At 37.6% G+C, this 22,484-nt stretch carries 22 protein-coding genes and 1 other annotated feature; of the genes, 4 read left to right on the forward strand and 18 right to left on the reverse strand.

Going from position 1 to position 22,484, the window contains the following annotated elements; all coding sequences use genetic code 11:
• Positions 1-274: 274 nt before the first annotated feature.
• The 3 genes from ACNHOZ_RS07815 to ACNHOZ_RS07825 all read right to left on the reverse strand — a co-directional run bounded on the left by ACNHOZ_RS07815 (position 275) and on the right by ACNHOZ_RS07825 (position 2,423).
• Positions 275-409, reverse strand: coding sequence for a hypothetical protein (locus ACNHOZ_RS07815; protein ID WP_255287274.1), 135 nt, complete (start codon positions 407-409; stop codon positions 275-277).
• Positions 410-568: 159 nt separating this feature from the next.
• Positions 569-1,453: a superoxide dismutase gene (locus tag ACNHOZ_RS07820; protein ID WP_048019141.1), complete on the reverse strand. Its 885-nt coding sequence runs from the start codon at positions 1,451-1,453 to the stop codon at positions 569-571.
• Between the two features lie 139 nt (positions 1,454-1,592).
• The gene (locus ACNHOZ_RS07825) at positions 1,593-2,423 is read right to left on the reverse strand and encodes a glycosyl transferase family 2 (RefSeq protein ID WP_407544841.1); all 831 of its coding nucleotides are present in this window, start codon (positions 2,421-2,423) and stop codon (positions 1,593-1,595) included.
• A gap of 231 nt (positions 2,424-2,654) precedes the next feature.
• Here ACNHOZ_RS07825 and ACNHOZ_RS07830 point away from each other — a divergent pair, with 231 nt between their 5' ends.
• Positions 2,655-3,320, forward strand: a complete 666-nt coding sequence (locus ACNHOZ_RS07830) for a cupin domain-containing protein (protein WP_048019139.1) — start codon at positions 2,655-2,657, stop codon at positions 3,318-3,320.
• Between the two features lie 57 nt (positions 3,321-3,377).
• On the opposite strand, the gene ACNHOZ_RS07835 is transcribed toward ACNHOZ_RS07830, so the two are convergent.
• The 3 genes from ACNHOZ_RS07835 to ACNHOZ_RS07845 form a co-directional block, all read right to left on the reverse strand.
• A complete protein-coding gene (locus ACNHOZ_RS07835) occupies positions 3,378-3,614 on the reverse strand; it encodes a hypothetical protein (protein WP_223546060.1) in 237 nt (78 codons plus the stop codon).
• A gap of 55 nt (positions 3,615-3,669) precedes the next feature.
• Positions 3,670-4,254, reverse strand: coding sequence for a hypothetical protein (locus ACNHOZ_RS07840; RefSeq protein ID WP_048019138.1), 585 nt, complete (start codon positions 4,252-4,254; stop codon positions 3,670-3,672).
• Between the two features lie 83 nt (positions 4,255-4,337).
• Positions 4,338-5,045, reverse strand: coding sequence for a Type 1 glutamine amidotransferase-like domain-containing protein (locus ACNHOZ_RS07845; protein ID WP_048019137.1), 708 nt, complete (start codon positions 5,043-5,045; stop codon positions 4,338-4,340).
• 106 nt (positions 5,046-5,151) lie between these two features.
• Between ACNHOZ_RS07845 and ACNHOZ_RS07850 the strand changes: the two genes are divergently transcribed.
• Positions 5,152-5,655 carry an immunoglobulin-like domain-containing protein gene (locus ACNHOZ_RS07850; protein WP_048019136.1) on the forward strand — a complete coding sequence of 168 codons (504 nt, stop codon included), beginning with the start codon at positions 5,152-5,154 and terminating at the stop codon, positions 5,653-5,655.
• 318 nt (positions 5,656-5,973) lie between these two features.
• Here the strand turns inward: ACNHOZ_RS07850 and ileS are convergent, their stop codons facing one another.
• The 4 genes from ileS to ACNHOZ_RS07870 form a co-directional block, all read right to left on the reverse strand.
• A complete protein-coding gene (ileS, locus tag ACNHOZ_RS07855) occupies positions 5,974-9,072 on the reverse strand; it encodes an isoleucine--tRNA ligase (protein ID WP_048019135.1) in 3,099 nt (1,032 codons plus the stop codon).
• Positions 9,073-9,124: 52 nt separating this feature from the next.
• Positions 9,125-9,367, reverse strand: a binding site (T-box leader).
• 89 nt (positions 9,368-9,456) lie between these two features.
• Complete coding sequence (locus ACNHOZ_RS07860) at positions 9,457-10,443, reverse strand: GIY-YIG nuclease family protein (RefSeq protein ID WP_048019134.1); 987 nt, start codon at positions 10,441-10,443, stop codon at positions 9,457-9,459.
• A 102-nt stretch (positions 10,444-10,545) separates the two neighbouring features.
• A complete protein-coding gene (locus ACNHOZ_RS07865) occupies positions 10,546-11,427 on the reverse strand; it encodes a phosphorothioated DNA-binding restriction endonuclease (RefSeq protein WP_048019133.1) in 882 nt (293 codons plus the stop codon).
• A 335-nt stretch (positions 11,428-11,762) separates the two neighbouring features.
• Positions 11,763-13,226: a sunset domain-containing protein gene (locus ACNHOZ_RS07870; protein ID WP_240962084.1), complete on the reverse strand. Its 1,464-nt coding sequence runs from the start codon at positions 13,224-13,226 to the stop codon at positions 11,763-11,765.
• A gap of 509 nt (positions 13,227-13,735) precedes the next feature.
• On the opposite strand from ACNHOZ_RS07870, the gene ACNHOZ_RS07875 reads away from it, so the two are divergent.
• On the forward strand, positions 13,736-14,692 hold the full coding sequence (locus ACNHOZ_RS07875; RefSeq protein WP_447697082.1) for a patatin-like phospholipase family protein: 957 nt from the start codon (positions 13,736-13,738) through the stop codon (positions 14,690-14,692).
• Between the two features lie 233 nt (positions 14,693-14,925).
• On the opposite strand, the gene ACNHOZ_RS07880 is transcribed toward ACNHOZ_RS07875, so the two are convergent.
• From ACNHOZ_RS07880 to ACNHOZ_RS07915, 8 genes are all read right to left on the reverse strand, one after another.
• The gene (locus ACNHOZ_RS07880) at positions 14,926-16,032 is read right to left on the reverse strand and encodes a tyrosine-type recombinase/integrase (protein WP_168760900.1); all 1,107 of its coding nucleotides are present in this window, start codon (positions 16,030-16,032) and stop codon (positions 14,926-14,928) included.
• Between the two features lie 205 nt (positions 16,033-16,237).
• Positions 16,238-16,426, reverse strand: a complete 189-nt coding sequence (locus ACNHOZ_RS07885) for a helix-turn-helix domain-containing protein (RefSeq protein WP_168760901.1) — start codon at positions 16,424-16,426, stop codon at positions 16,238-16,240.
• Between the two features lie 85 nt (positions 16,427-16,511).
• Positions 16,512-17,348 carry a hypothetical protein gene (locus ACNHOZ_RS07890; protein ID WP_168760902.1) on the reverse strand — a complete coding sequence of 279 codons (837 nt, stop codon included), beginning with the start codon at positions 17,346-17,348 and terminating at the stop codon, positions 16,512-16,514.
• Positions 17,332-17,976, reverse strand: coding sequence for a hypothetical protein (locus tag ACNHOZ_RS07895; RefSeq protein WP_168760903.1), 645 nt, complete (start codon positions 17,974-17,976; stop codon positions 17,332-17,334). Before ACNHOZ_RS07895 ends, ACNHOZ_RS07890 begins: the two co-directional genes overlap by 17 nt.
• 122 nt (positions 17,977-18,098) lie before the next feature.
• Positions 18,099-18,404 (reverse strand): hypothetical protein, encoded by a 306-nt coding sequence (locus ACNHOZ_RS07900; RefSeq protein WP_168760904.1) that lies wholly within the window; start codon positions 18,402-18,404, stop codon positions 18,099-18,101.
• A gap of 265 nt (positions 18,405-18,669) precedes the next feature.
• Complete coding sequence (locus tag ACNHOZ_RS07905; protein WP_168760905.1) at positions 18,670-20,151, reverse strand: DUF3987 domain-containing protein; 1,482 nt, start codon at positions 20,149-20,151, stop codon at positions 18,670-18,672.
• A 5-nt stretch (positions 20,152-20,156) separates the two neighbouring features.
• Positions 20,157-20,753 carry a CHC2 zinc finger domain-containing protein gene (locus tag ACNHOZ_RS07910; RefSeq protein ID WP_168760906.1) on the reverse strand — a complete coding sequence of 199 codons (597 nt, stop codon included), beginning with the start codon at positions 20,751-20,753 and terminating at the stop codon, positions 20,157-20,159.
• A gap of 69 nt (positions 20,754-20,822) precedes the next feature.
• On the reverse strand, positions 20,823-21,053 hold the full coding sequence (locus ACNHOZ_RS07915; protein ID WP_168760907.1) for a hypothetical protein: 231 nt from the start codon (positions 21,051-21,053) through the stop codon (positions 20,823-20,825).
• A 233-nt stretch (positions 21,054-21,286) separates the two neighbouring features.
• Between ACNHOZ_RS07915 and ACNHOZ_RS07920 the strand changes: the two genes are divergently transcribed.
• A complete protein-coding gene (locus ACNHOZ_RS07920; RefSeq protein WP_168760908.1) occupies positions 21,287-22,261 on the forward strand; it encodes a hypothetical protein in 975 nt (324 codons plus the stop codon).
• Positions 22,262-22,484 lie beyond the last annotated feature (223 nt).

Raw genomic sequence — 22,484 nt, forward strand, 5'->3', positions numbered from 1 at the left:
GTTATATTTCAGTAACATGTCAATATTTTGATAGTTTAGTTACAGTAAAAATAAAGATTCTTCCTTTTAAACTAGTAAATTAATCATCTTAGCATTTTAAAAACATACATATTTAGGCATATAACGGTGCTTTTACACACATTTATATTAGATTATTTCATTTGTAACATTTAACTGGTTCTAGAGGCTTATACTTTATTTTAAATTGGTTATTTAGAACATAGTTTATTTAAAATTAATAAATACGTTAAAGGATCTTAATATAAATCACTTTTTACACCGCAGTTGATTTCCGTGCAAGACTTCGCTTTCCGCGGATGGCCGATGAGCCTCCACGTCGCTTGCGCTCCTGCGGGGTCTCATCTATTCCACTATTTCTACAGGAGTCTTCGTCTTGCTCTCCAATCAACTGCTAGAAGCGTATACAGATATCACCGTCATAACAATAAAAAATCCGAACGAGTTAGATTCTCCATCAAGAATCTCAATTCATCGTTCGGATTTTCCTTCAACTAAAATGCTTTTATCATAGCCTTTTTATTTGAAATTAAAATACCTGCAATACTTGTTAATACGGCTGCCACTGAAGCATTTTAGCTGCCTCAAATCTTTTTTCTACATTGGGCCAGTAAACTATTTTCCACCAATTATCAACGTACGGATCACGTTCATTTTTGTACTGTAAATAATAGGCGTGTTCCCATACGTCTAATACGAGCAGCGGAATCGTATCCCACTGCGTGAGAAGCTGATGGCGCTCCGCCTGCAAAACTTCAAGCTTTCGCGAACGCGGTGACCACACTAAAATAGCCCAGCCCACGCCTTCCACTTTTTTTGCGGCTTGAGAAAAGTGCATCACAAATTTCTCGTAGCTGCCAAAGTCTTTTTGAAGCTGCTGCAACAGCTGTCGTCTCGGCCTTCCCCCTCCTTCTGGGCTCATAATTTCCCAAAAAATTGTATGCAGATAATGACCGGAACCATGAAAAGAAGCTTCCCGTTCCCAATGTTTTATGAGGTCAAAATTATTTGTGTTACGGGCTTGCTGCAGCATGAGCTCTGCTTTATTTAATCCATCTACATAGCTTTGATGATGTTTGCTGTGATGAAGGCGCATAATTTCCCGGTTAATATACGGTTCAAGAGCTGAATAGCTATAGCCAAGCGGCGGCAGCTCGTGCCTTCCCGGCGCTATCGATTCTCGCTCTCTGCCGTCGTCTCCAAGCCGCTCTTTTAAAACTTTATCAATATGCCGTACTGCATTATTGATTTCTTCTAACGTATATTCGTTGACATCTTCTTCACTTAAATATTCAAGAACGTCTTCTTGCGTGCGCGTGATATATGACGTTATATCTACTTCTGTAAAGGCTTCTTCAAATACAGGATCACATACTTGTTCAAGCCAGGTCTGAACTTCCATCAAGTATCTTTTTCTCTCATCTTGATCGGCCATACTTCCCCTCCTTACACCTCATCTTCACTATCATATTCAAAAGAAAAAGCAACATAACTTCTTACTTGTATCTATTGAGGTAGAAAATTCGACATAAAAAAGCAAGAGCTCCTTAAAGGATAAACTCTTGCCTTTTTTCTTATATCTTCTTTGCCATATTCACATAATCAATCGTTTCTTGCTTGCTAACAGCCGCGTGCTTCAGCTTTGAATTATAATAGAGCTCGACTTTTATATTATTGATTTCACAGTCATCTGGCATATCCTGCAAATCCGTTAAAAACGGCAGCAAGTGATTGTTCATATCGTATTCAAACGCCCCGTTTTGCAAGTAATACACCTTTGGCACATAGTTAATATGGCGAAAAAACTTCACTACGTTAATTCGCTCACCGTATGAGGCGATCACTTCATCTTCTGTCAAGTTCGGATAAGATAAATTAAACACTTGCCGAACCGGCGTTTTCAGCCACTTGGTCAAGCAAGTCTGTGGATTATTGACAAGCGCTTTTGCTCCTTTTACGTACCCCGCTAAAAACATTGACATAAAGCCGCCGCCCGAAGATCCGTAAAATAGCACATTAGACGAACTCACCTGTACTTTTTTCATGAACTTTTCAATTAAAACCGCAATGTCTTTTAAATAAAAACGGTCGCTTGTCCCTTGCCCCCACGCAAGCGACACCTTTCCTAAATAAAGCGTAGGATCGTTATAATAAATAATTGAATCTTGGAATTCATTCATCCACGAATGGCGCTGAAAATATGGAGGACCTGCCGGCATTTCTTGACTTGCTCCTCCTCCTGAACCAAACACAAGCAAATGAGAAGACTCTTTTTTCAGCCTTACTAAAAACTCAAACAGCACTCCGTTCCACTCGACTCCTACTAAAATGGGCTTATCAAACGGCAGCTGAAGTTCATCCAGCTTTTCATACGTACTATTTATCTTTTCATATTGATCAAGCAACAGCTCTGCAACTCACTTTCCTTAAAATGATCCGTCTTATGCGTCTGACATTGATCATGGCTCTGTAAAAAAAGAACCTGTTACAGTGTATGAAAATCAGTGGACAAATGTTTGTACACGTTATCAAAAATAGGCCTTACCTACATATCCTCCTAGGCTTCTGTCACGAAATAAAACTCTTCACATACGATACAGTATCATAAAAAATTCAAGGATAGGAGCTGGAGACCCTTGTCAACGCCCTATATGGATTACAATAATCCAAACGTACAATACTTTTCTGATGTGAATAAAAACAGACTTAATACGCGAAACGATCAAAATTACATTAACCGATTAGGCCGGGATGTGCTCAACACATTAGGAAACGTATCATTACTTGATATTTACTTAAGCAAAAGCCACGTAGTCGAACCGCACTATCACCAAAATGCCGCTGAGCTAGTCTACTGCATTTCAGGCTCAGCCGTCGTTTCATTAATCAATCCGTTTAACAATGAAGTGACAAATATTCCGATTACTCCCGGTCAAGTAGCTAATATCCCTCAAGGCTGGTGGCACTGGGAAATTGCGTCTGAAGACAATACGCATTTACTTGCCATTTTTGACGCTCCTTATCCGGAATACATTTTTGGATCGGACATTTTAAATAAAACGCCTATTGAAGTCCTTGCTCACACGTACTGCTTAGATCCGGAGCAGCTAAAGAAAACGCTGGCTCCGTTGAAAAATCAAACCATCGTGATTGGACCAACGGACGAATGCGGAGAAAAAGAACACTATAAAAAGAAAAAACAAGGAGGCCCTGTTCACCACCAGAAGCCTACTTATACGTATCCTCCGCCTCAAAATCCTTATTACTCTCCTCAAAATCCCTATCACTATCGATATTGGTAGAGACAAAAAAACCCCGCTGCCAGTGCAACGGGGTTTTTTAACGAATACATAACGTTATTAATCTGTATATGTACTGTGAAAAGCGGCTTCAATATATGCAACTTGGAAATGATAATGTCCAATTAGATATTTCACAATATCCACTTGATCGATTTTGCCAGGCTTATCGACCATCGCTTCTTTCACCATTTTTTCAAATGTACCTTGATCAAATTGTTCTTCATGAACAACAATTGTTTCAGAGTACGTTTCGCCTTGCCCTTCTGAAATACGGTAGTAATACAATTTCTTCACCTCAATTTATCTTAAGTGTATGTATACCCTTAACTAATAATCTTCAAACATTTTTTCAGCGTTCTTTTTCTACTTTACGATAGGCTGCGGCTTTTGCTTTTACAAGCAGCCTTGTAACCCAGTACGCCACTAGCGTTATCCCTATATCAATCAGAAAAATATAGAACAAGCTCATTCCTTTTCCTGAATCGATAAATTTAAAATGGTGTTCAAGAGGGGCTAGCCCAAATGAAAAAACAGCGCTCAGCAGAATCGTATACAGATAAAAATTCTTTTGGTAATTCGTACAATATTGATAAAGCAGCAGAAAGCCTACTGGCAAAATAGAAGCGGTAACATTCGTTGCGTTCGGAAGCAGCGGCGTTAAAAAAAACGTGTGCGTTAAATGACCGCTTCTCCCAAGCGCAATATCAATATATGCCCAGAGCATGTGCACTGTGTAACCGAAGAAAAACACCTCAAAGATCCTCGTCCAATCTACGGTAAAATACAACAACACAAGAGGAAGAACGAGCGAAGCAACCACCACCCAAAACTGCCAGTTTCCGAAATCTGAGTACTGATGCCAATACGACGATAATAACTCCTGCAGCTTATCTCTTTGTTCATGTATGTTTCCCCAGTACTGTTTATAACTCACTGAAGCACCCTCCTAGATAGAATCTCTGCTTATGTATGTACGAATAGGATCGATTTTATGCAGAGAAACATACAAAGAGCTATTTATTGCTTGCGGTTACCTAAATAGGTCACCGGAAGCTCACGTTCAATTACATCTTCCTCTTTCCGATCAACAGCATACGCTTTTGCTGTTGCCCTTGAGCTAACTGACGTGGATAGCTTCTCATCTTTAAAATGCAGCGCGACTCCGTCATCTACAGCGTAGCCTTCTTTCATTTCCCCGCTTGCCATTAACTCATGATACGAAGGTCTTCGATTGCTTTCTCCGTCGTAGTGAGGACAGTTGCTTCCCGTTAAAAATCCTAAACAGTCGATTTTAGACAGTTTATTGTTCATTGAATCGGTGACGCCTTCTTCAAACCAGCAAATCGAACCTGCGCTTATTCCTGCTAAGATTATTCCTTTTTTATAAGCTTCTTTTAGAATTGTATCAAGTCCCCACTCTTTCCATAAAGAAAGCATATTCCTTGTATTACCGCCGCCTACATACAAAATATCGTGCTGCAGCACATATGCTTTTAAATCTATAAAGTTTGGTGAAAACAGCGATAAATGAGACGGTGTACATACCAACTTCTCAAACGCTTCATAAAACCTTTCTATATAATTATCGGCATCTCCGCTGGCTGTAGGGATAAAACAGATTTTCGGCACATCTATATGAGCTTGTGAAAGTATGTATTGATCCAGAAGCAAGTTATCCGGCTCCATCGAAAAACCTCCGCCGCCCATGGCTATAATTTGTCTCATTTCAATTCTTCCTTTCAAAAAAGTGATATAGAAAATGTAAATTCATACTATTTCAAACAAGAAGTTTTCCGTATAATGGAAGAGTAAAAAAGGTGGTGCAAAGCTTTTGAAAATAGTACGAACACTTTTACTAATACTAGGTATTTTTATTATCTTGTTTTGTATCTTTGGCTATATCGATTATAACGGTCAAAAAATGGATTTAGGAGCCAAACAAGAAAAAAACATCCCATCTTCCATAAGCATTGACGGGAGAACTATTACGCTATCTGCTGTAAGCGAAAAGTACGATAAAACGCAGTTTGGCTTTTTTGTTATTCAAAACAATTCGACGCATACCTTAACGATTCCTTATGAAAATACGGCGGATCACTTAAAAGACGGAAAGTGGTACAAAGTTGTGCTAAACGGATTGGAGTTTCCTGATAAAACTGTCACGCTGAAGCCAGGGAAATCACTCAAATTAGATATCGCAACTCCTAACTACAAAGTAGGAAAATATCGTTTTGTTCAACACTTTAAAGATGAAAACGGAAAAGAGTATGTACTAGCGGCTCCTTTTGAAATCGTTTGGCCGAGTCTTAAAAATGTTCTCGGACAGTTTGATTAAAGGTAAAAGAGAGATTTAGAAATACCGAAATTTATCTCACCTAAAGACGAACAAATCGGGTGAATGATTAGTATGAATTGCTTGTTACCCCGCTGTTGATTTCCGTGCAAGACTTCGCTTTCCGCGGGCGGCCGGTGAGCCTCCTCGTCGCTTTCGCTCCTGCGGGGTCTCACCTATTCCGCTTCTCCCGCAGGAGTCTTCATCTTGCCCTCCAATCCACAGCTAGAAGCAGCTACCTTCACTATAAAAACAGAAAAAACGAACGGTTAATCGATAAACCGTTCGTACATTAATTCAACTTATCCCTGCCTCTCTTTATCAGTTCTGATTTAAAATGCGAAGCGTAACTTGCTTTGTTCCGACTTTTACCGTCTCTCCGTTTTTGATAGTTTCTTTCACACTGAGACTATGCAGCAGAAGATTTTCTTGAAGCAGCGTTTCAAACTTCGCAACGGCTTCCTTCACTTCTTCGTCTCCGCTAAGCTCCAAATCGATACGTAAATTCACCGGTAAATCCAGCTTTTTACGACAATCTTGAACCGCTCGAATTACTTCACGAGCGACTCCTTCCTGCACGAGTTCTTCGGTTAAAGTCGTATCCAACACCGCAGTGTACGTGCCGTTGGATGCAACTGCAAAACCTTCTTTTGGCACTTTTTCAACGAGTACGTCTGCCGTTTCAAGCGTTAGGTTTTCTCCTGAAGCAAGCGTAACACTCAGCTTGCCTTGTTCAACAAACTCTTTCCCTTTCTCTTCTGAAAGGTTTTTCAGCGCTTGGTTGACCTCATTAACTTGTTTCCCGAACTTTGGCCCAGCCTGTTTAAAATCAAGTTTTAATACGTATGAAACAAGTTTGTCGTCGTCTTGCTCCACGTTAAAGTTCTTCACATTAAGCTCATCTTTGATGACGTCATGGTATGCTTCCCACTCTACATCTTCTTCCGTTAACACAAGTGAAAGACTTTGCAGAGGCTGCTTTACTTTTAACGAATGCGTATTTCGGATGCTTCGGCCTAGCTCAACTACTTGCAGTACCACTGCCATTTCTTTTTCCAGCTTTTCATTCACTTTGGTTTGATCATACACAGGATAGTCTGCTAAATGAACGCTTTTCCCTGTCAGATTTTCATGAACGTCATCCGCAACGAAAGGAGTAAACGGTGCTAACAGCTGACTAAGCGTGACTAACACTTCATGAAGCGTATCGTAAGCCGCTGCTTTTTCGCCGCCCATCCCTTCTGACCAAAAACGATCGCGAGAACGTCGTACATACCAGTTGCTTAGCTCTTCAATGAATGCTGCGATTTCACGAGCGGCATTTGTAAATCCGTAATCTTCAAGATGTGCTGTTGCTCGCTTAACCGTACTATGCAAACGTGAAAGAATCCACTTATCCAATTTTGTTTTTTTCAATTCATACGTTTGCTCAGGGTTATAGCCGTCAAGCTTGGCGTACAGAACGTAAAAGCCGTACACGTTCACAAGTGTATCAATCACTTTTGACTTCGCTTCTTGCACGACGCGCTCTGAAAATTTCTTCGGATTCCAAGGCGCACTGTCTGCTAAAAGCGCCCATCTAAGCGCATCCGCACCAAATGTATGAATAAGATCAACAGGGTCTAGCGCATTTCCTTTACTTTTAGACATCTTTTGACCGTTTTCATCTAACACGTGGCCAAGAGACAAAACGCGCTTATAAGGCGCTTTTCCTGTAAACAGCGTTGAAACTGCCATCAAGCTGTAAAACCAGCCGCGCGTTTGATCAATTCCTTCTGCGATAACGTCTGCCGGGAACTGCTTTTGAAACAGTTCGCTGTTTTCAAACGGATAGTGATACTGCGCAAACGGCATCGATCCGCTGTCAAACCAAACGTCAATCACTTCCGGCGTTCGCTTCATTTCTCCGCTGCAGACCGGACACGTCAGCTGCACGTCATCTACATAAGGCTTATGAAGTTCAATGCTGTCATCAACGGAATGAGACGCATGATTTTGAAGCTCTTTGATACTTTTCGGAGCTACTTGATGCTGGCATGCTCCGCATTCCCATACGTTCAGCGGCGTTCCCCAGTAGCGTTTTCTGCTGATGTTCCAGTCCACCATATTTTCTAAAAAGTTGCCAAAGCGACCGTGCTTGATATGATTCGGGTACCACGTCACGCTTTCATTGTTTTTCAAAAACTGTTCCTTCAACGCCGTCGTTTGGATAAACCAGCTTTCATTTGCGTAATAAAGAAGCGGCGAGTCGCATCGCCAGCAAAACGGATAGCTATGCTCATGCTTTTCTTTATGATACAGCACGCCTTCGTTTGCTAAATAACGTACGATATCAACGTCGCAGTCTTTCACGAAACGTCCTTGAAAAGGCGGCACTTCAGACGTGTACTGTCCTTTTTCATCCACTACGTTCACAAATGAAAAGCCGTTTTCTTTTACAACTCTGTAATCATCTTCGCCGTAAGCAGGTGCTAAATGAACAACTCCTGTTCCGCTTTGATCCGTTACGTAATCAGCCGTCACGACTTCATGCCCTTTTTCCACTTTCACAAAATCAAACGGCGGCTCATACGACATCCCTTTTAACTCATTTCCTTTATGATGAGATAAAACGCTATATTCTCCTTTTAACACTTTGTCTGCGAGTGCTTCTGCCACTATATACACGCTGTCGCCTTGCTGAGCGCGAACGTAGTTCATCTCTTCATGCACCGCAAGCGCCACGTTTGACGGAAGCGTCCAAGGCGTTGTCGTCCAGCCTAAAAAATACTCATTATCGCGGTTTTTCACTTTAAATTTCACCGTTACCGTTAAATCTTTTACATCTTTATACCCTTGCGCCACTTCATGCGAACTCAGCGAAGTTTGACAGCTCGGGCAGTAAGGTGATACGCGGTGGCCTTTATAAAGGAGTCCTTTGTCATGAATCGTGCCAAGTACGTTCCATACGCTTTCAATGTATGAATTCTCTAAGGTGATGTAAGGGTCTTCCATATCAACCCAATAGCCAAGCTGCTCCGTGAACGTGCGCCACTGTTTTTCATACACAAACACACTTTCCTTACACTTGTTGATAAAAGCTTCTACGCCGTATTTTTCAATATCATGCTTCCCCGATATCCCGAGCTGCTTTTCGACACCGAGCTCTACCGGCAGTCCGTGCGTATCCCAGCCTGCTTTTCGGATCACTTGATGCCCTGTCATCGTTTTATAACGAGCCACCACGTCTTTAATCGTCCGGCCTAGCGCGTGCCCCACATGAGGCAAACCGTTGGCTGTTGGAGGCCCTTCATAAAATACAAACGAAGGATGCCCTTCTCGATTTTGAACCGACTGCTGAAACACATTTCCTTTTTGCCACTGCTGCTGGATACGCTGTTCGCGCTCTTGCGAAGACTCCCTTACATTCACTTCTTTCATGTGATACCACTCCTTTTAAAGTTAAAAGCACACAAAGAAACCCGTCCCTATGACTAGGGACGGGTTTTAACCGCGGTACCACCCTGGCTTCTATTGATCCGTTCATCAATAGCACTCAGCAACGTACAATCATACGCGTTCTTTTTAACGGTAGACTACCGTTCAAACTTACTTATAGGTTCAGTTTGACTTCTCAGAGAGGATATTCCCCTGCGGCTTGAACACTGGCTTTCAGCTATCACCAGCTCTCTGTAGAACAAACTTGCAGCGTACTGATTCTCTTCAACGAATTTGTGTGCTTTTATTAGTAGCTATTGTATGCGCTTTGGAAGGGAATGTCAATGTTTTGAAATCCTTATTGAGATCCAAAGGTTTAGATCTAGGTTATTTTGTTTCTGCACTTAACATTTGTTCGATTTTATTACGCGCTGTTATCCCGTTCTTATCTTTCCATTCAGAAGTTCCACTGCTTCTTCGCTGTGTCACAAACACTGCCGCAGCTGAGATAGAAGAAAAAATTTGATCTTGTACCAGCACGTATCTACCATCTTTTATTTCTAATACACCGTTTTCTAGAAAAGTATTAATATGGTCTTGCTGCCTTTTAAGTTTAGCTCCTTCTAGCTGTTGTTCGCTCGCAAGCAAAGCTCCTTTATAGACAAGAAATCCATCGCTAACATATTTCCCGGTAGCATACGCATCTCGGCGCTTACAATATAGAACGTCCTCTACTATTACTGATTTTATATCTTTTGACAAATGTGTCTTAACTTGAACAACCTTTTCTATCGCTTGCTCTGCTTCAATCTTTGGTATGTCACCAGACTGTACAGCTTCGCTTTCATATTCTATTCCATTTGAAACATCCGCAAAAATTGAAAAGCCTAACCCACCAAGTAAAACTTTAATAACATTAAAAATATCTGTCAGGTCGTCTCGTCTAAATTCACGCACAAACGGTTTTGTGGGAACGGTTTGATTAATATCATATGTACCAGAGCGCATGGCTGCTAGATAAGAAATATGTTCTAAGTATTTTACATCAACTTTATCTAATTGATCTTGAGAAGCATTAGAGACAATTAACACGGCCACATCCCAAAAACTTTTACCTGTTGATGGACTAGCATGCTGTCTTAAACGTTCATATCCCACTTCTGCCTCTCCAATATATGCCTCTTTATCTTCTCCAAATAAAAAATAAATGCCGGGCTTTTCTACTTCGCTTTCACCCTTTAAATCTTTCAAACTATTTCTGGGAATGAATACAGCCTGTATCGTTGTATTCGGCACCTCAAATACTTTAATCCCATTTGGATCTTCATCGTAAAACCAAGTCTGTACTCGTTTCGCACCGCTTTTTCGTAGCATCTTTCTTCCTCCGTTTATATCTTCTTGAACGTATTTTAACTGACATTACAATATGTAAATTACTTCCTAATTATAGACGCAGCAATCTACCCCTCACAAAAATCAATTTATATCATTTGCCTGATATCTAGCGGGTCCTCTAAACACTTCTCTAACATGCCACCCAAGAAAATCTTCACTCGGCTGGTATGCCGGATGAATCGGATCTCTAAGCTTTTGTCCATGATACTTCATAAGCCACTCTTCAAATCCATTTGTCCCGTGCGCTTGAGTTGCAACTAACAGCTCATTATGATCTGAAAAAGTAAAAACTCCTCGATCAAATAATTTATGATGCATCGAACATAACGCAATTCCGTTACTTTCAATATCTGGTCCTCCCGCTTGATGCCACTTAATATGAGCGGCCTCTACACCAACTAAATTATGTCCAAGACGAACGTTAAACCCACAAACAGCGCAGCTATATCCGTAAGCTTGAAGAATTTTCTCTCGAAACTTTGGATCTCTTCTTCTCTTTAACTGTGTTTCAAAATCCAACCCTACCGCTCTTAATATATCTTCATGGATCGTATCGGGAAAATGCTCATTTAATAAAAATTGTGCTGCATCTTGAAGTAGCGTAGGATCATTTGCAAAAAGGTTATAAATATCCTGTCTAAAACCGCCTACTATATTTGTACTCAGCAAATATTTATCTGTAAAGCTACGCTTATCAACTTCTTCACTTAGCTCCCATATTCCATCTCCTGTCAAACGAACAAAAGGATGCTCCGGATGATAGGAACTCCGAGAAGGTCCAAACTCCATAAGCAGCTCTTTCAAAGGAACTTTCACCTCGCTATACGGCAGGTGCATTCGTTGCTTGGCCTGCAGCTGACCTAGGGCATACAGTATTAGCAATGGTTTGTGCGGAGCTCTTTGATCTCTTTTTTTCCAGATGTTTAAGTTCTTTATTTTTTGTAGTACTTCTTCTCTGTTCATAAGCTTGCTTTAACTCCCATCTATAAAACTATTTAAAACCTTAGAGCTAAGACCGTTTTTGAAAAAGTATTAATAAATGTAAGTATAATAGCTAATTCTATTATATGACAGCATCAGATGAGCAAGGGAACTTTATTTGCAGACGCGTTTACAAAACGCTACTTTAAGCTTTCTTATCCAAGTTGTTTTATTCAAAGAATTCTTTTTTCATATCTTCTCTGCTTTTAAAACTTACTCGTTCTGCGCCTTTAATACCTACATTAAATAATCTCTCACAAAGAAAAAAGCTCTCCAAGAAACATATAGGAGAGCTTTTAAAGGTTGCATAAATATCTTTATCGTTGGGATTTTCTATACCCAGCTGCCTGTGCATCCGCTTCTGAACAGAACCAAACAATATTATCTTGAGTTCTATCATAATAAGCTCCGCCAGGTACATGGTAAATTTTCGAATTTTTGTTACCTTTGATTTGTCCCGAACAAGACATATTAGACTGTTGATCATCACTCGGATCATTTTCAAATGGCTTATAATTTCCACTGTTGCTAGTAGAACTGCTAGGTGTAGACTGTTGACTAGCTGCTTGTTGTTGAGCTTTACGCTCTGCTTCTTGTTTTGCAGCTTGCTCCTCAGCTTTTCGTTCCGCTTCTTCTTTCGCCGCTTGCTCTTGAGCTTTTCGTTCTGCCTCTTCTTTTGCCGCTTGCTCCTGAGCTTTTTGTTCTGCCTTTTCTTTTGCTGCTTGTTCTTCAGCTTTTTGTTTTGCTTCTTCTTTTGCTGCTTGTTCTTCAGCTTTTTGTTTTGCTTCTTCTTTTGCTGCTTGTTCTTCAGCTTTTTGTTTTGCTTCTTCTTTTGCTGCTTGTTCTTCAGCTTTTCGTTTTGCTTCTTCTTTTGCCGCTTGCTCCTCAGCTTTTTGTTTTGCTTCTTCTTTTACTGCTTGCTCCTCAGCTTTTTGTCTTTTCTCTTCTTTTGCTGTTTTATCACTATCATTCTTTTCAACTTTTTGCTTGCTGCTATCAGCACCATCTTTTTTAGATGAAACAGTGACGCTGTTTTGCGAAGAACTTACTTGAGTTGAAGCAGGGGTAGAAGTTGATTCTCCATCTGTAAAAGCTACAGCAATAAAAAAACAACTAATAATTAAATATAGATAAGAAAATAATACACGTTTTCTTGTTTTGATTTTAAATTTAGGCAATACCCACTTTGGCTTTATTAATCCAACAAATAAGCCTGTGATGCTTAAAAACAGAATCAGTAAAGCTAGTCCCATAATAAAATTATGAGTAGCTGCTGGTAATAAGGGATGTAATATGAATAAAAGAATTAAGGTGTAAACAGTAGAAGCCATAAACATTTTCCAAGTTGTCTGTGAACGATATCCTAATACCTTAGTCCAGACAGGTCTTTTTACTACGTTAACTTCCATAGAAGAGTGGTTACGAATAACTTGCTCTACTTCCTTTCCTTTTACCTCTATTGTAATATCTCTATTTTCACCATGACCTACAAATGTAAATACTGATTTTGCAATGCTATGGTCAATTGTAACGCTAGAGAAATCAGCCCATTCATACCGCTCAATTAACATTAAATTCTGTTCAGCGTTGTTGTTAAATTCATAAAAATTCATACCTTTATCGTCTACTGCCGAGTAACATACATTTGAACTTCTTTTCCCGTAATTAGCTTTTGATACTAGCAACAGCTTATTTTGACTATTTGTATAATTGTTCTCTATATAAGCTTTTGCAATTGCTTCATTGGATTCTTTTTGGTTCTTATACCTTGTCTTAGACATTTTGACCTTTCCCTCACTCTTTCTTGATTCCTTACACTAAAAATAGATAAGTTAGTGTGGACCTACTAATATTCGATTCATATGCAACTAATCTATCTTACAATAAAATGTTGTATAAACGGGTATTATATTTCCTTTAATTTCTTTAAAAGGGCTATTTTAGATTTGACCTGCACTTATAAAGGGAATGAAAAGATTAAAAGAAGGAACGAAATGTTATGAGTATAATATTTTCAGCTTCATTTCCATTTTCATACTCTTTCTTGTTCTTATTTTTGTAATTAAGCAAGGAAATGTTCCTTATTAACAACATCTACTCAAATAAAACCATCGGCTAAGATTTAGCCGATGGTTTGGTTCGTTAGAGTCTTTATTTATTTCTAAGAATGTTCATCTACATAACCTGGCTTCTAAAGGAGCGGTAAAAGAGATAATCATACCTCTGCAACACATAAAATAAATATATACAGAATGATACGTCTCATGAAATTTGAAAGGAGAAATCACCTTTGACAAAATATCGGATTATGACCTTTGATGGAGGCGGTACTTTAGGTGCTTTAAGTTTACAGCTTCTGAATAGATTGGCTCACCGAAACCCAGAGTTAATTAGTAAAACCAATGTTTTTTCAGGAAATTCAATTGGTTCATTTACTGCTCTTGCATTAGCAAGCGGAAGATCACCAGAAGAGACGTTTCAGTTTTTCAAAGATCACATCTTACCGGCGTTCAGCGTTTCCCGACCGGGCGGACCTGTTTTTAACCAACAACTACCCTATTCTGGTTTTATTAAAGCCATACGAACGTTTTTCCCCCTAGACCTTCGCCTTAGAGACTTAAAGAAACGAATTGTTGTACCTGCGTTCCACTTATTTTCACCGGAGCTGAATCGTTGGAATCCTGTGTTATTTCATAATTTTCCTGGTTCTCCCTATCTTAATGAAAAAGCAAGTGACGTAATACTTAGGAGCAGCGCTGCTCCCGCAACGCAAAGAGCTTATCAAAACTACGTGGATGGGTATACAGTAGCAACTAATACCAGTACAGCTAGTATCGCGTTTGCAGTAGGGAAAGCAAAGCAGCCGTTGGATCAAATTGCCGTATTGTCCATCGGAACAGGTGAGCAGCCCACTCAATTAAGAAGAGATACCAAGGGATGGGGAATGGTTAGTGCCGATAACATACGACCTGAAGATATGGAGGACCTTCCGCCAAATTGGGGAGTGCTTTTAGACCGGTCTCCTAATGAACCCTTGCTGCCATTTCTTCAGATTATCTCTGGTGGATCGAGCTACTATGAATCAATGGTCAGCTCTGAGCTTTTAGGCGATCAGTTTTTCCGGTTAAATCCGCGGATTCCTAATTTCTCTAAAACAGATCCTTCGGTTGTTCCCGCTCTTATTTCAATTGCTAATAAAACTAATTTACGACCTGCATTTCAATTTATAGAGAGAAACTGGAATTAATATGACCGTACTTTAGATTAATTTCTTGTTTCTATTTGAAGTATTTAAAATTTTATATAACAAGATATCCACGCTGGCAGCGTAGCGGTCAAGGGGTTGATCCCCTCTTTTCTATAGAAAAAGAAGCGGGATAAACCTTGATTTATCAAGGTTTATCCTTTTTATCTACCAGTATCATAAACAATTATTTCTTCAAAAATGCTCTATTGGTCATAATTTGGTCATACAAGTCGTTATTTAATGATTTCATCCAATTTACGAGCTACTTCTTCTTGCATAGTTGGAAGAACATGTGAGTAGGTATCAAGCGTTACTTTTATGTTGCTGTGTCCTAAACGTTCTGATATAACCTTTACATTTATTCCCTTTGAAAGAAGTAGCGTGGCATGAGTATGTCTTAAATCATGAAAGCGGATATCAGAAACATCAGCTAATTTGATTAACTTTTTAAAGGTTCTTCTAACATTAGCGGGATTAAATGGTGTACCATGTTGAGTACACGCAACCAAATCATAATCTACGTATATAGGTCCTAAACTAAGTTTTTCTTTGGAAACGATTAACTTACGTGCTTTAAGTGTCTTTATAGTCAAATCCGATAGGTTGATAGTTCGCAGACTCGATTTAGTTTTAGCGCCGCTTATAAATGTCTTGCCATCGTGACTTAGAGTTTGTTTGATATTTATAAGTCCTTTATCTAAATCAATATCTTTCCAGCGTAAACCAAGTATTTCGCCTTGACGCATTCCAGTAGTTAAAGCCAGATAAAAAACGATATAAGCAGAGTCTTCCTTTCCAACTTTTAAAAACTTATTTACTTCTTCTTCATTCCAAACTGTCATTTCCTTTTTGTTGGACTTTGGCAGCTTAACCTTTAAGGCAACATTTTTATGGACTAACTCGAAATCCACTGCATGTTCCAAAGAATTTCTTATAATCTCAAAAACTTTTTTTATCGTTGCACTGCTTAATCCCTCTTCGTTTAGGCTGTTAATAAAAGACTGGATATGAATAGTAGAGAACTTTGATAAAGTATAGTTTCCTAGTGCAGGCATGATTCGTCCCTTAAGGTAGTTTTCATACACCTTAGCGGTTTGGATACCAATGCTATTCTTCTTAGTAGAGAACCATTGCTCTAAATAATCTTTATACAGAAGATTAGATGGTTCAATGTAGGTACCCTTGTTCATAGCATTAATAGCTTCATTTAAAGCTCTCTGTGCTTCTTTCTTGGTTTTAAACCCTCTTTTCTTCTTTTGTCTACGCTTGCCATTAGCATCTTTTTCTAAATAGAAGACATAGTACCAGCTATTAACATCTTTTTTTACAGATCCATTCATTTAAGTCAATCTCTCCTCACTTTAAAATAAAAAGTGCTTAACCACACATAGCGGGATAAGCACTTTAAGAAGAGAGTGCTTCAAAACAGCACATCTCATATATAAACTAATTATTTGAGATGTGATAATATATGCCACCTCAAATATATAAGGTAAACAGTAATTTAATCAATATATTATAGAGGAATTTATATATATTTTTAAGTTAAAAAGGCTTCTCTCCCTGGAGCCAGCATATAAAAACAGCCTTTAATATCTTAATCCTCTTCCCCACTCTTACTGTGTGAAATTGTCCCGAAGAAACCAGTTCATAAGCTTGGCGTCTGCCAATACATAAAATTTTTTGAACATCTTCAACATTTAATACGTCCGGATAATTTTCTAATTCTCTCATAAGTCACTCCTCCTTTTTGATTAGTTGATAGGGAGAACCCATGAATCTATCTTCCCCCTGCTCTCACCTAAGTCATGTTTCTCAATCAAATTTCACCTTCTAATAACGCACTCATCTCTTTGTAATCTGATTCATGGATGCTTAAATCCTGATAATCATGATAAACAGGTGGGAAATCATAAAACCTTTTCATCTCCTTTATCATTGGTGATTTAAGGCTTTCTGGACTGAACAAAGGATCAAGAGAAGGATCAGCTTTCAATTCCCTATCATAATTATTAAGAATATCTAAGTAAGCATTTATTCTGATCCCTTCTTTTTCTGTGGAATCTTTTACTACTTTAATTAAAGTCTTCAGCTTAATTTGTAATTCCTTAATATCCGCCTTCACTGTTTCAATTATTTTTAAAAACTCTTCTATTGGTGCGGCCACTAGCGAGCTACTATCTTTTGAATCTTCTTTAAATTTAATTAAAGGAAAGGGGCGCCCGCCTAAATACGTGAAGTGTCTTATAATCTCTTTCTTTAGAACATCCCTCAGTTCCACTTGCTCCTTTGGCAGAGAATAAGGGAGCACCGCTAATAATGAATTAATAGATTCAACCGTCTTATATGCGCTTGTCCATTGCATGAGTAATCCATTTATAAAGGCAATTCTCTCCTTTAAAATATTGTTATATAATCTTGCATTTAAGACTAAAATCTTTAAGCCCTCTTCATAATCTAATATTTGATTGTATATCTTACCTTCTTGTTGTGTCTTAATACTGTTCATCAGCTCTAAGACTTGGCTTTTTCTTAAAAACGGCTTCTTTAAAACTAGATCATCGGCTCTATTGTTGGCCACTAATAGACCTTTTTGAAATGCATCTCCATGCTTTAAAATTAATTTGAAATCTACTGATTTATCTCGAATTGTCATACTTTAAAACCCCTTCTATTCGTTCCAGGCGTTCTTCAAATTCCTTTGCCTCGATTGATTTGATAATTGAATTAAGTAAATATGCTTCCTGCTGTGCTGTCTTCTCATTAATACTTCCACTTTTATAAAGCTCGTATGTTTTGACAAGCATAAGGGCAAAGTCCTGACTTTTAAGTGTACCAGCTTTTTCCCCACTCTCATTCCGGTCTTGTAGCGGTTCCAAAATAGTTCTCAGAAGTCTTTGCTCATTTTGACTTTCCTTTGCTTCTTTTTCAGTTAAGAAAATAGGTTCCATAGATAAATCTTTTAGTGCTGCACGGTACTTTAAAAGCAGTTCAAATAATTTCTCAGTTGGGACTTCTAATAATTCACGATGTTTCAGTTCATTTTCAAGTCGCTGAATTTTACTCCCATAAAATTCAATACTCTTTTGCACAGTGAGAAAATATTTTTCTTGAAGTGCTTCTATTTCTACCGCTTTTCGATTAGCTACTTCTTCTTTAAATTCTTTATTCCAATCAATCAATGTTTGTTTACCTACTTTAAGCTGTTGAGCTATTTGATTAAAGCTTTTTCCTTTTGCCCTTAACTCCATAAGCTTCTCAATTTTTTGCAAATCATAAGCCATATTATCAACTCACTTTTATAAAGTTTCTTATAAACCTGAAATACACAATTTACAAATTAAATTTTCATCTGCAATCATACAAGAAACAAAAGAAGTAATACTAATGTAAGAATGCCCTCACTTTATAAATCCTTTGCTTTCTTTTTTTGAATATATTTCATGTAGTTTTCTGCCTTACGCAATATAAATTTAAAATCTTTAGAAGAAGCAATTATTCTAAAACTGATTAAATCTCTCTTATCTGGCAAGTGCGTTTCTCTCCACAAATCCCACTCAATTTCATTTTTTTCAATGTAAACTGCGCTGTGTCTACTTAATGAACAAGTATAAAGAGTACCTGATAGAGCTACTATAAAACCAATTCGCTTTGCTTTTTCATCTAAGCTTTCCGCTTCCGCTTGCTCAATTAATTCATGGATTATTGCCATACCTTCACCTGCCCTCCGTTTTCTTCTTTACGACTTTTACGTCATTAAAGTCTTTTATATAAAAACCCATGAATAAGCTTGCTTTATACTGATTTTCTATTTACGTCTTTAATACGCCTTTATTAACGACATTACTAAATCAATTTACCGTCGTTTATTAATGTCGCATTAAAATCTTATTAAAGACGTTTTCTAAAAGCTAATAGAACATTGTTATACCAATGTTTTATAATTAAAAACGTAAAAGTCGTTAATGTCGTAATAATCACTCAAGAAGGCTTATCTTTTGAGTCGGTTTTTTAACTCCGGGCTTTTTCACTTTTTCTAGCCTAATGAAGCCATTTGATATTAAATCATTTACAATGATATCCAACTCTTCCTTAGAAAGATTACGATTAAAGAAATTCTTTACTTCATTACGAGTCATACTACCTGTACTAGTTTCCCTGCGTTGTTTCAGCTCTTCTAATAACTTAATAGCATTGGGATGTTTTAATATAGCTTCACTACCAAATATGAAACGGGCTGACCTAAAACAGTAACCCCATAGATCAAGAGCAGCTTTTAAGTGAGTAGCTGTAATTTTTTTAGAGCAATCTAACAAAGCATATATACACGCCAAGCGCATTGTTTGTGCTTCTGCCCTGCTTGTTACAGCTCCAATGAGTCCACCTGCTCCAGTTGATAAAGGTTCATAAATTTGATGCCACAAATCGTCAGCTTCTTTATCTCTAGTAATCTCTTCGGCTTTCTCACCAAAACTAACAGCTTCTTTGATTTTTCCTACAAGATTAGATACATCTAACTTGTGAAAATGTCCACCACTTGGTAACAATTTCGAACGTTCAACTATTAGCCATAAGAAACGGTTAGCAAGCCCGTTTACTAAGTCAACGTTTGTTATCTCTTTCTTTAGTTCATCTTGTGTAATCTGTCCTAATATGGATATATGAGCACCCGTTGCTTTAATAGGGCTCTTTGTTAACGTTCTCGGACTGCCTGAATCCCATAATTCTCGAATTATAGCAGAGAGTGTATTTCCTTCCCTTTTGGCCGCTCTCAAAGTTTTTCCAAACTCTTCTTCAACTACAAACATCCTTTTATCTTCAATACCTTCATCAATAATCTCCATGTCGTAATCTGTGCTATTCTTACTTTTCGATTTACCTTTTGATGAAACTTTCTTAATTACTTCATCTCGTACAGCGTTAATAAGTCCCTCACCGCTCGACATGCCTGAAAGGATATGATCTTTTTCCCAATCAGGACTAACTGCTTTAAACAATTGCCTTACAGGACTTAACGATGTACCTTTTCTTCCTTTTCCAGTAGCTCCTACAATGACGGTAAAAAGTCTGGCTGGATGTTCCTTTGCTCCTGCAGTAAAATGCGCCTTATCACCAATAATGTTTCCGTACATAGTTAAAAAGGTGATAAGTGTTGCTGCTGGGTCGCCTTCTGTATGAGGATCTATTGCTCTAACTATCTCACCAGCTAATCCATGATAAGCTGGTGAAGCAGCTTCCTCACTGTCGCTATAAAGTTTAAGTTTTGCAATAAATTCTCCGTGTTCATTAATAAAGTCTTCATCGTTATCTAATTTCAGCATTTTCAAACTGCTTTCCATCTGTTTTTCTTCTGCATCTTTTGGTACAATACTTGTATCTAGTTTTACACCCAATGTTTCCTCTATATCTTTCTTGGGGAATTGGGCTAAAATTATTTCTGCATTATTTTTTTGATTCATATTTATCACTCCGTTTTCATTTTGAGCTTTACAAAGAAGCGGTCAACTTCTTGTAACGTTTCAAATTGTAAAACTAGATCGTGTTCTATCAAACAATCCATCCAGTAGTTAACTAACGTGGTTACATGATACAATTCGCCGGTTCGTTCCATATCTTCTATGGTTTTGATGGACGACAAACCTAGTTTTGCTTTTGATTCAATTCTTTTTAGTGTATCAATGCTGGATATTAGCTTTTGATTTAACTGTTTTTGAAGAGCAGCCGTTTGCCTACGGTTTGCTCTTTTTTTCTGCCATTCTTTTGCTTGATTGTTGCTCTGCCTGTTTAGTTCATAATCATAAATCAATATTTTAATAGCTTCTTTTGTATCGACCTTCCTTGATAATTTAACCACATCGATAACGTCTCCAGATCTGCCATTACAACAGCCACTCCAACAAAAAAATGTATTAGTCTCTGTATAGACAGTAAAACTTGGGTTTCTGTCATTATGATAAGGACAACTAATGTTAAAGCTTTTTCGCGTTGTTTTTGCCCCTGTAACGGTTACTCCTGCATATCTATCCAATACATCTGTTATTAGAATTGTATTTTTTATCAATTCTATTACTGTAATAAAATCACCCCCTTATTAATCCAAAAACACCTAATGGATACATGGCCTCTTGTTTTAAACTGATTTGCTACCACTGTTTTTATTTTCTTCTGCTGTATCTAGCTCCTCAGCCAATTCTTTTTTGATTCCTACAATAGCATTCATAACTCCTTCCTTGCGCCTCTTACACATTTCTTTCTTCATCCAATTGTGTAAAGTATTCTCATGGATGCCTAACCGCTCAGCTATTACCCAAGTGGGAATATTCCCTTTTGCTTCTCGAATATCTTGATTACGTTTATACATATTAAACAGCTCCTTTACACATAAATTATCATTTAAAATAAAAATTTATGTTGTTGTTGTGTTGTGTTGATTTTAATTCTATGACATCTTTATAAATTATTCAACACTTAAAAAAATAAAAAAAATACATTTTTATGTAGTTAAATACTTGAAAATCAAATGTATAGAGGCTAAAATTACTAAATAACACTCAAAAAATAAAGATTTTATCAAATTTCATTAAGGAGAACGACATGAAAAAAAATTTCTTAAGTGAGATAAAAGTAGAGAATTCTTTGTATATTTATAATGAATATAATTTGGAAGAGGATAGCTCATTTTTAGAGGAGAACGTTACTTTTTTTCTTTATGATGGCTACGCCCCAACAAAAGTAATCCCTCCATCCTTGCCTCTTAAGGATTCATTTTTTAATGCGCCTTTGTACGGGGAAAATGAAAAAGGTGAGGTAGAGAAAATTGATTCTGAGAGTAAAAGTAATAAACAAAGAAAATATAAAAAAACAGCGGCTTATATAGTATCCCCGAAGGCTGTAACAACATGGGATTCAGAAAATATGTTAGAACATTATTTTCCATCAGAACAAATCACAAAGAAATATGACTTAAACATCTTCGGGAAAACTCTTTATACAGAATTAGCAAAGTGGAATTATTCTAGTTTTCAGGAATTAGTAACTTTCTGTGATATATGGGGGTTGCCAACAGGTGTAAACGCTTCAGAATTTTCAGTCACAGTAAATGATGTTAATATTCTTTGGATGCCATTAGATGAATTCTATAGAAAACTTGATGAATATCAAAAAACATTTTCCTATTTTAAAGCATTGCACACAAATGATTTTTCCAGCTTAGCAACACCTCTTTCAAATGGCATAAAACCCACTAGAGAAAATGCAAGATTAAAGCTAATTGAAAAGATAGCAGAAAAAAATATATTTTCGTACAAGCTAACTACAAATAATAATACTGTCACACCTATTTCTATCTTCAAAGATTTATTTGAAGCAGCTTATTTCTTTTTAACACTATCTATATACAGCAATGCTGAAATACAAATTTGTGAAAACTGTGGCCATCTCTTTGAAGTTACTCATAAGCGACAACGTTTCTGTTCTGTACTTCCTGGACGGAAACGATCTAGTTGTGAAATGGCCTATAACAATCGGTTAAAAAAGAAAAAGAAAATTGAACAGAAAAGAGATAAATAAACCATCTAACGAATATATTCTGCTTGCTCTTCTTTAAAATAAAAATAACCTTAATTCACTAAGGAATTAAGGTTATTTTTATTTTAAAGATATTCATGACTTTTCTTTTTTTATTCCATATCTCAAAATTACAAATGTCTAATTTTTCTCCTTATTCACCTTCAGAAATATAACATCAAGATAAATTACAGTTAAAGCATTTATAGCTAAGAGAGCTATAATA

It is taken from the genome of Priestia sp. D51, assembly GCF_053345675.1.

Coding starts and splice junctions, on each gene's coding strand:
- ACNHOZ_RS07820 (WP_048019141.1), bottom strand. CDS start 1,453: ATGGCCGATCAAGATGAGAGAAAAAGATACTTGATGGAAGTTCAGACC.
- ACNHOZ_RS07845 (WP_048019137.1), bottom strand. CDS start 5,045: ATGAGACAAATTATAGCCATGGGCGGCGGAGGTTTTTCGATGGAGCCG.
- ileS (WP_048019135.1), bottom strand. CDS start 9,072: ATGAAAGAAGTGAATGTAAGGGAGTCTTCGCAAGAGCGCGAACAGCGT.
- ACNHOZ_RS07860 (WP_048019134.1), bottom strand. CDS start 10,443: ATGCTACGAAAAAGCGGTGCGAAACGAGTACAGACTTGGTTTTACGAT.
- ACNHOZ_RS07865 (WP_048019133.1), bottom strand. CDS start 11,427: ATGAACAGAGAAGAAGTACTACAAAAAATAAAGAACTTAAACATCTGG.
- ACNHOZ_RS07870 (WP_240962084.1), bottom strand. CDS start 13,226: ATGTCTAAGACAAGGTATAAGAACCAAAAAGAATCCAATGAAGCAATT.
- ACNHOZ_RS07880 (WP_168760900.1), bottom strand. CDS start 16,032: ATGAATGGATCTGTAAAAAAAGATGTTAATAGCTGGTACTATGTCTTC.
- ACNHOZ_RS07885 (WP_168760901.1), bottom strand. CDS start 16,426: ATGAGAGAATTAGAAAATTATCCGGACGTATTAAATGTTGAAGATGTT.
- ACNHOZ_RS07890 (WP_168760902.1), bottom strand. CDS start 17,348: ATGACAATTCGAGATAAATCAGTAGATTTCAAATTAATTTTAAAGCAT.
- ACNHOZ_RS07895 (WP_168760903.1), bottom strand. CDS start 17,976: ATGGCTTATGATTTGCAAAAAATTGAGAAGCTTATGGAGTTAAGGGCA.
- ACNHOZ_RS07900 (WP_168760904.1), bottom strand. CDS start 18,404: ATGGCAATAATCCATGAATTAATTGAGCAAGCGGAAGCGGAAAGCTTA.
- ACNHOZ_RS07905 (WP_168760905.1), bottom strand. CDS start 20,151: ATGAATCAAAAAAATAATGCAGAAATAATTTTAGCCCAATTCCCCAAG.
- ACNHOZ_RS07915 (WP_168760907.1), bottom strand. CDS start 21,053: ATGTATAAACGTAATCAAGATATTCGAGAAGCAAAAGGGAATATTCCC.
- ACNHOZ_RS07920 (WP_168760908.1), top strand. CDS start 21,287: ATGAAAAAAAATTTCTTAAGTGAGATAAAAGTAGAGAATTCTTTGTAT.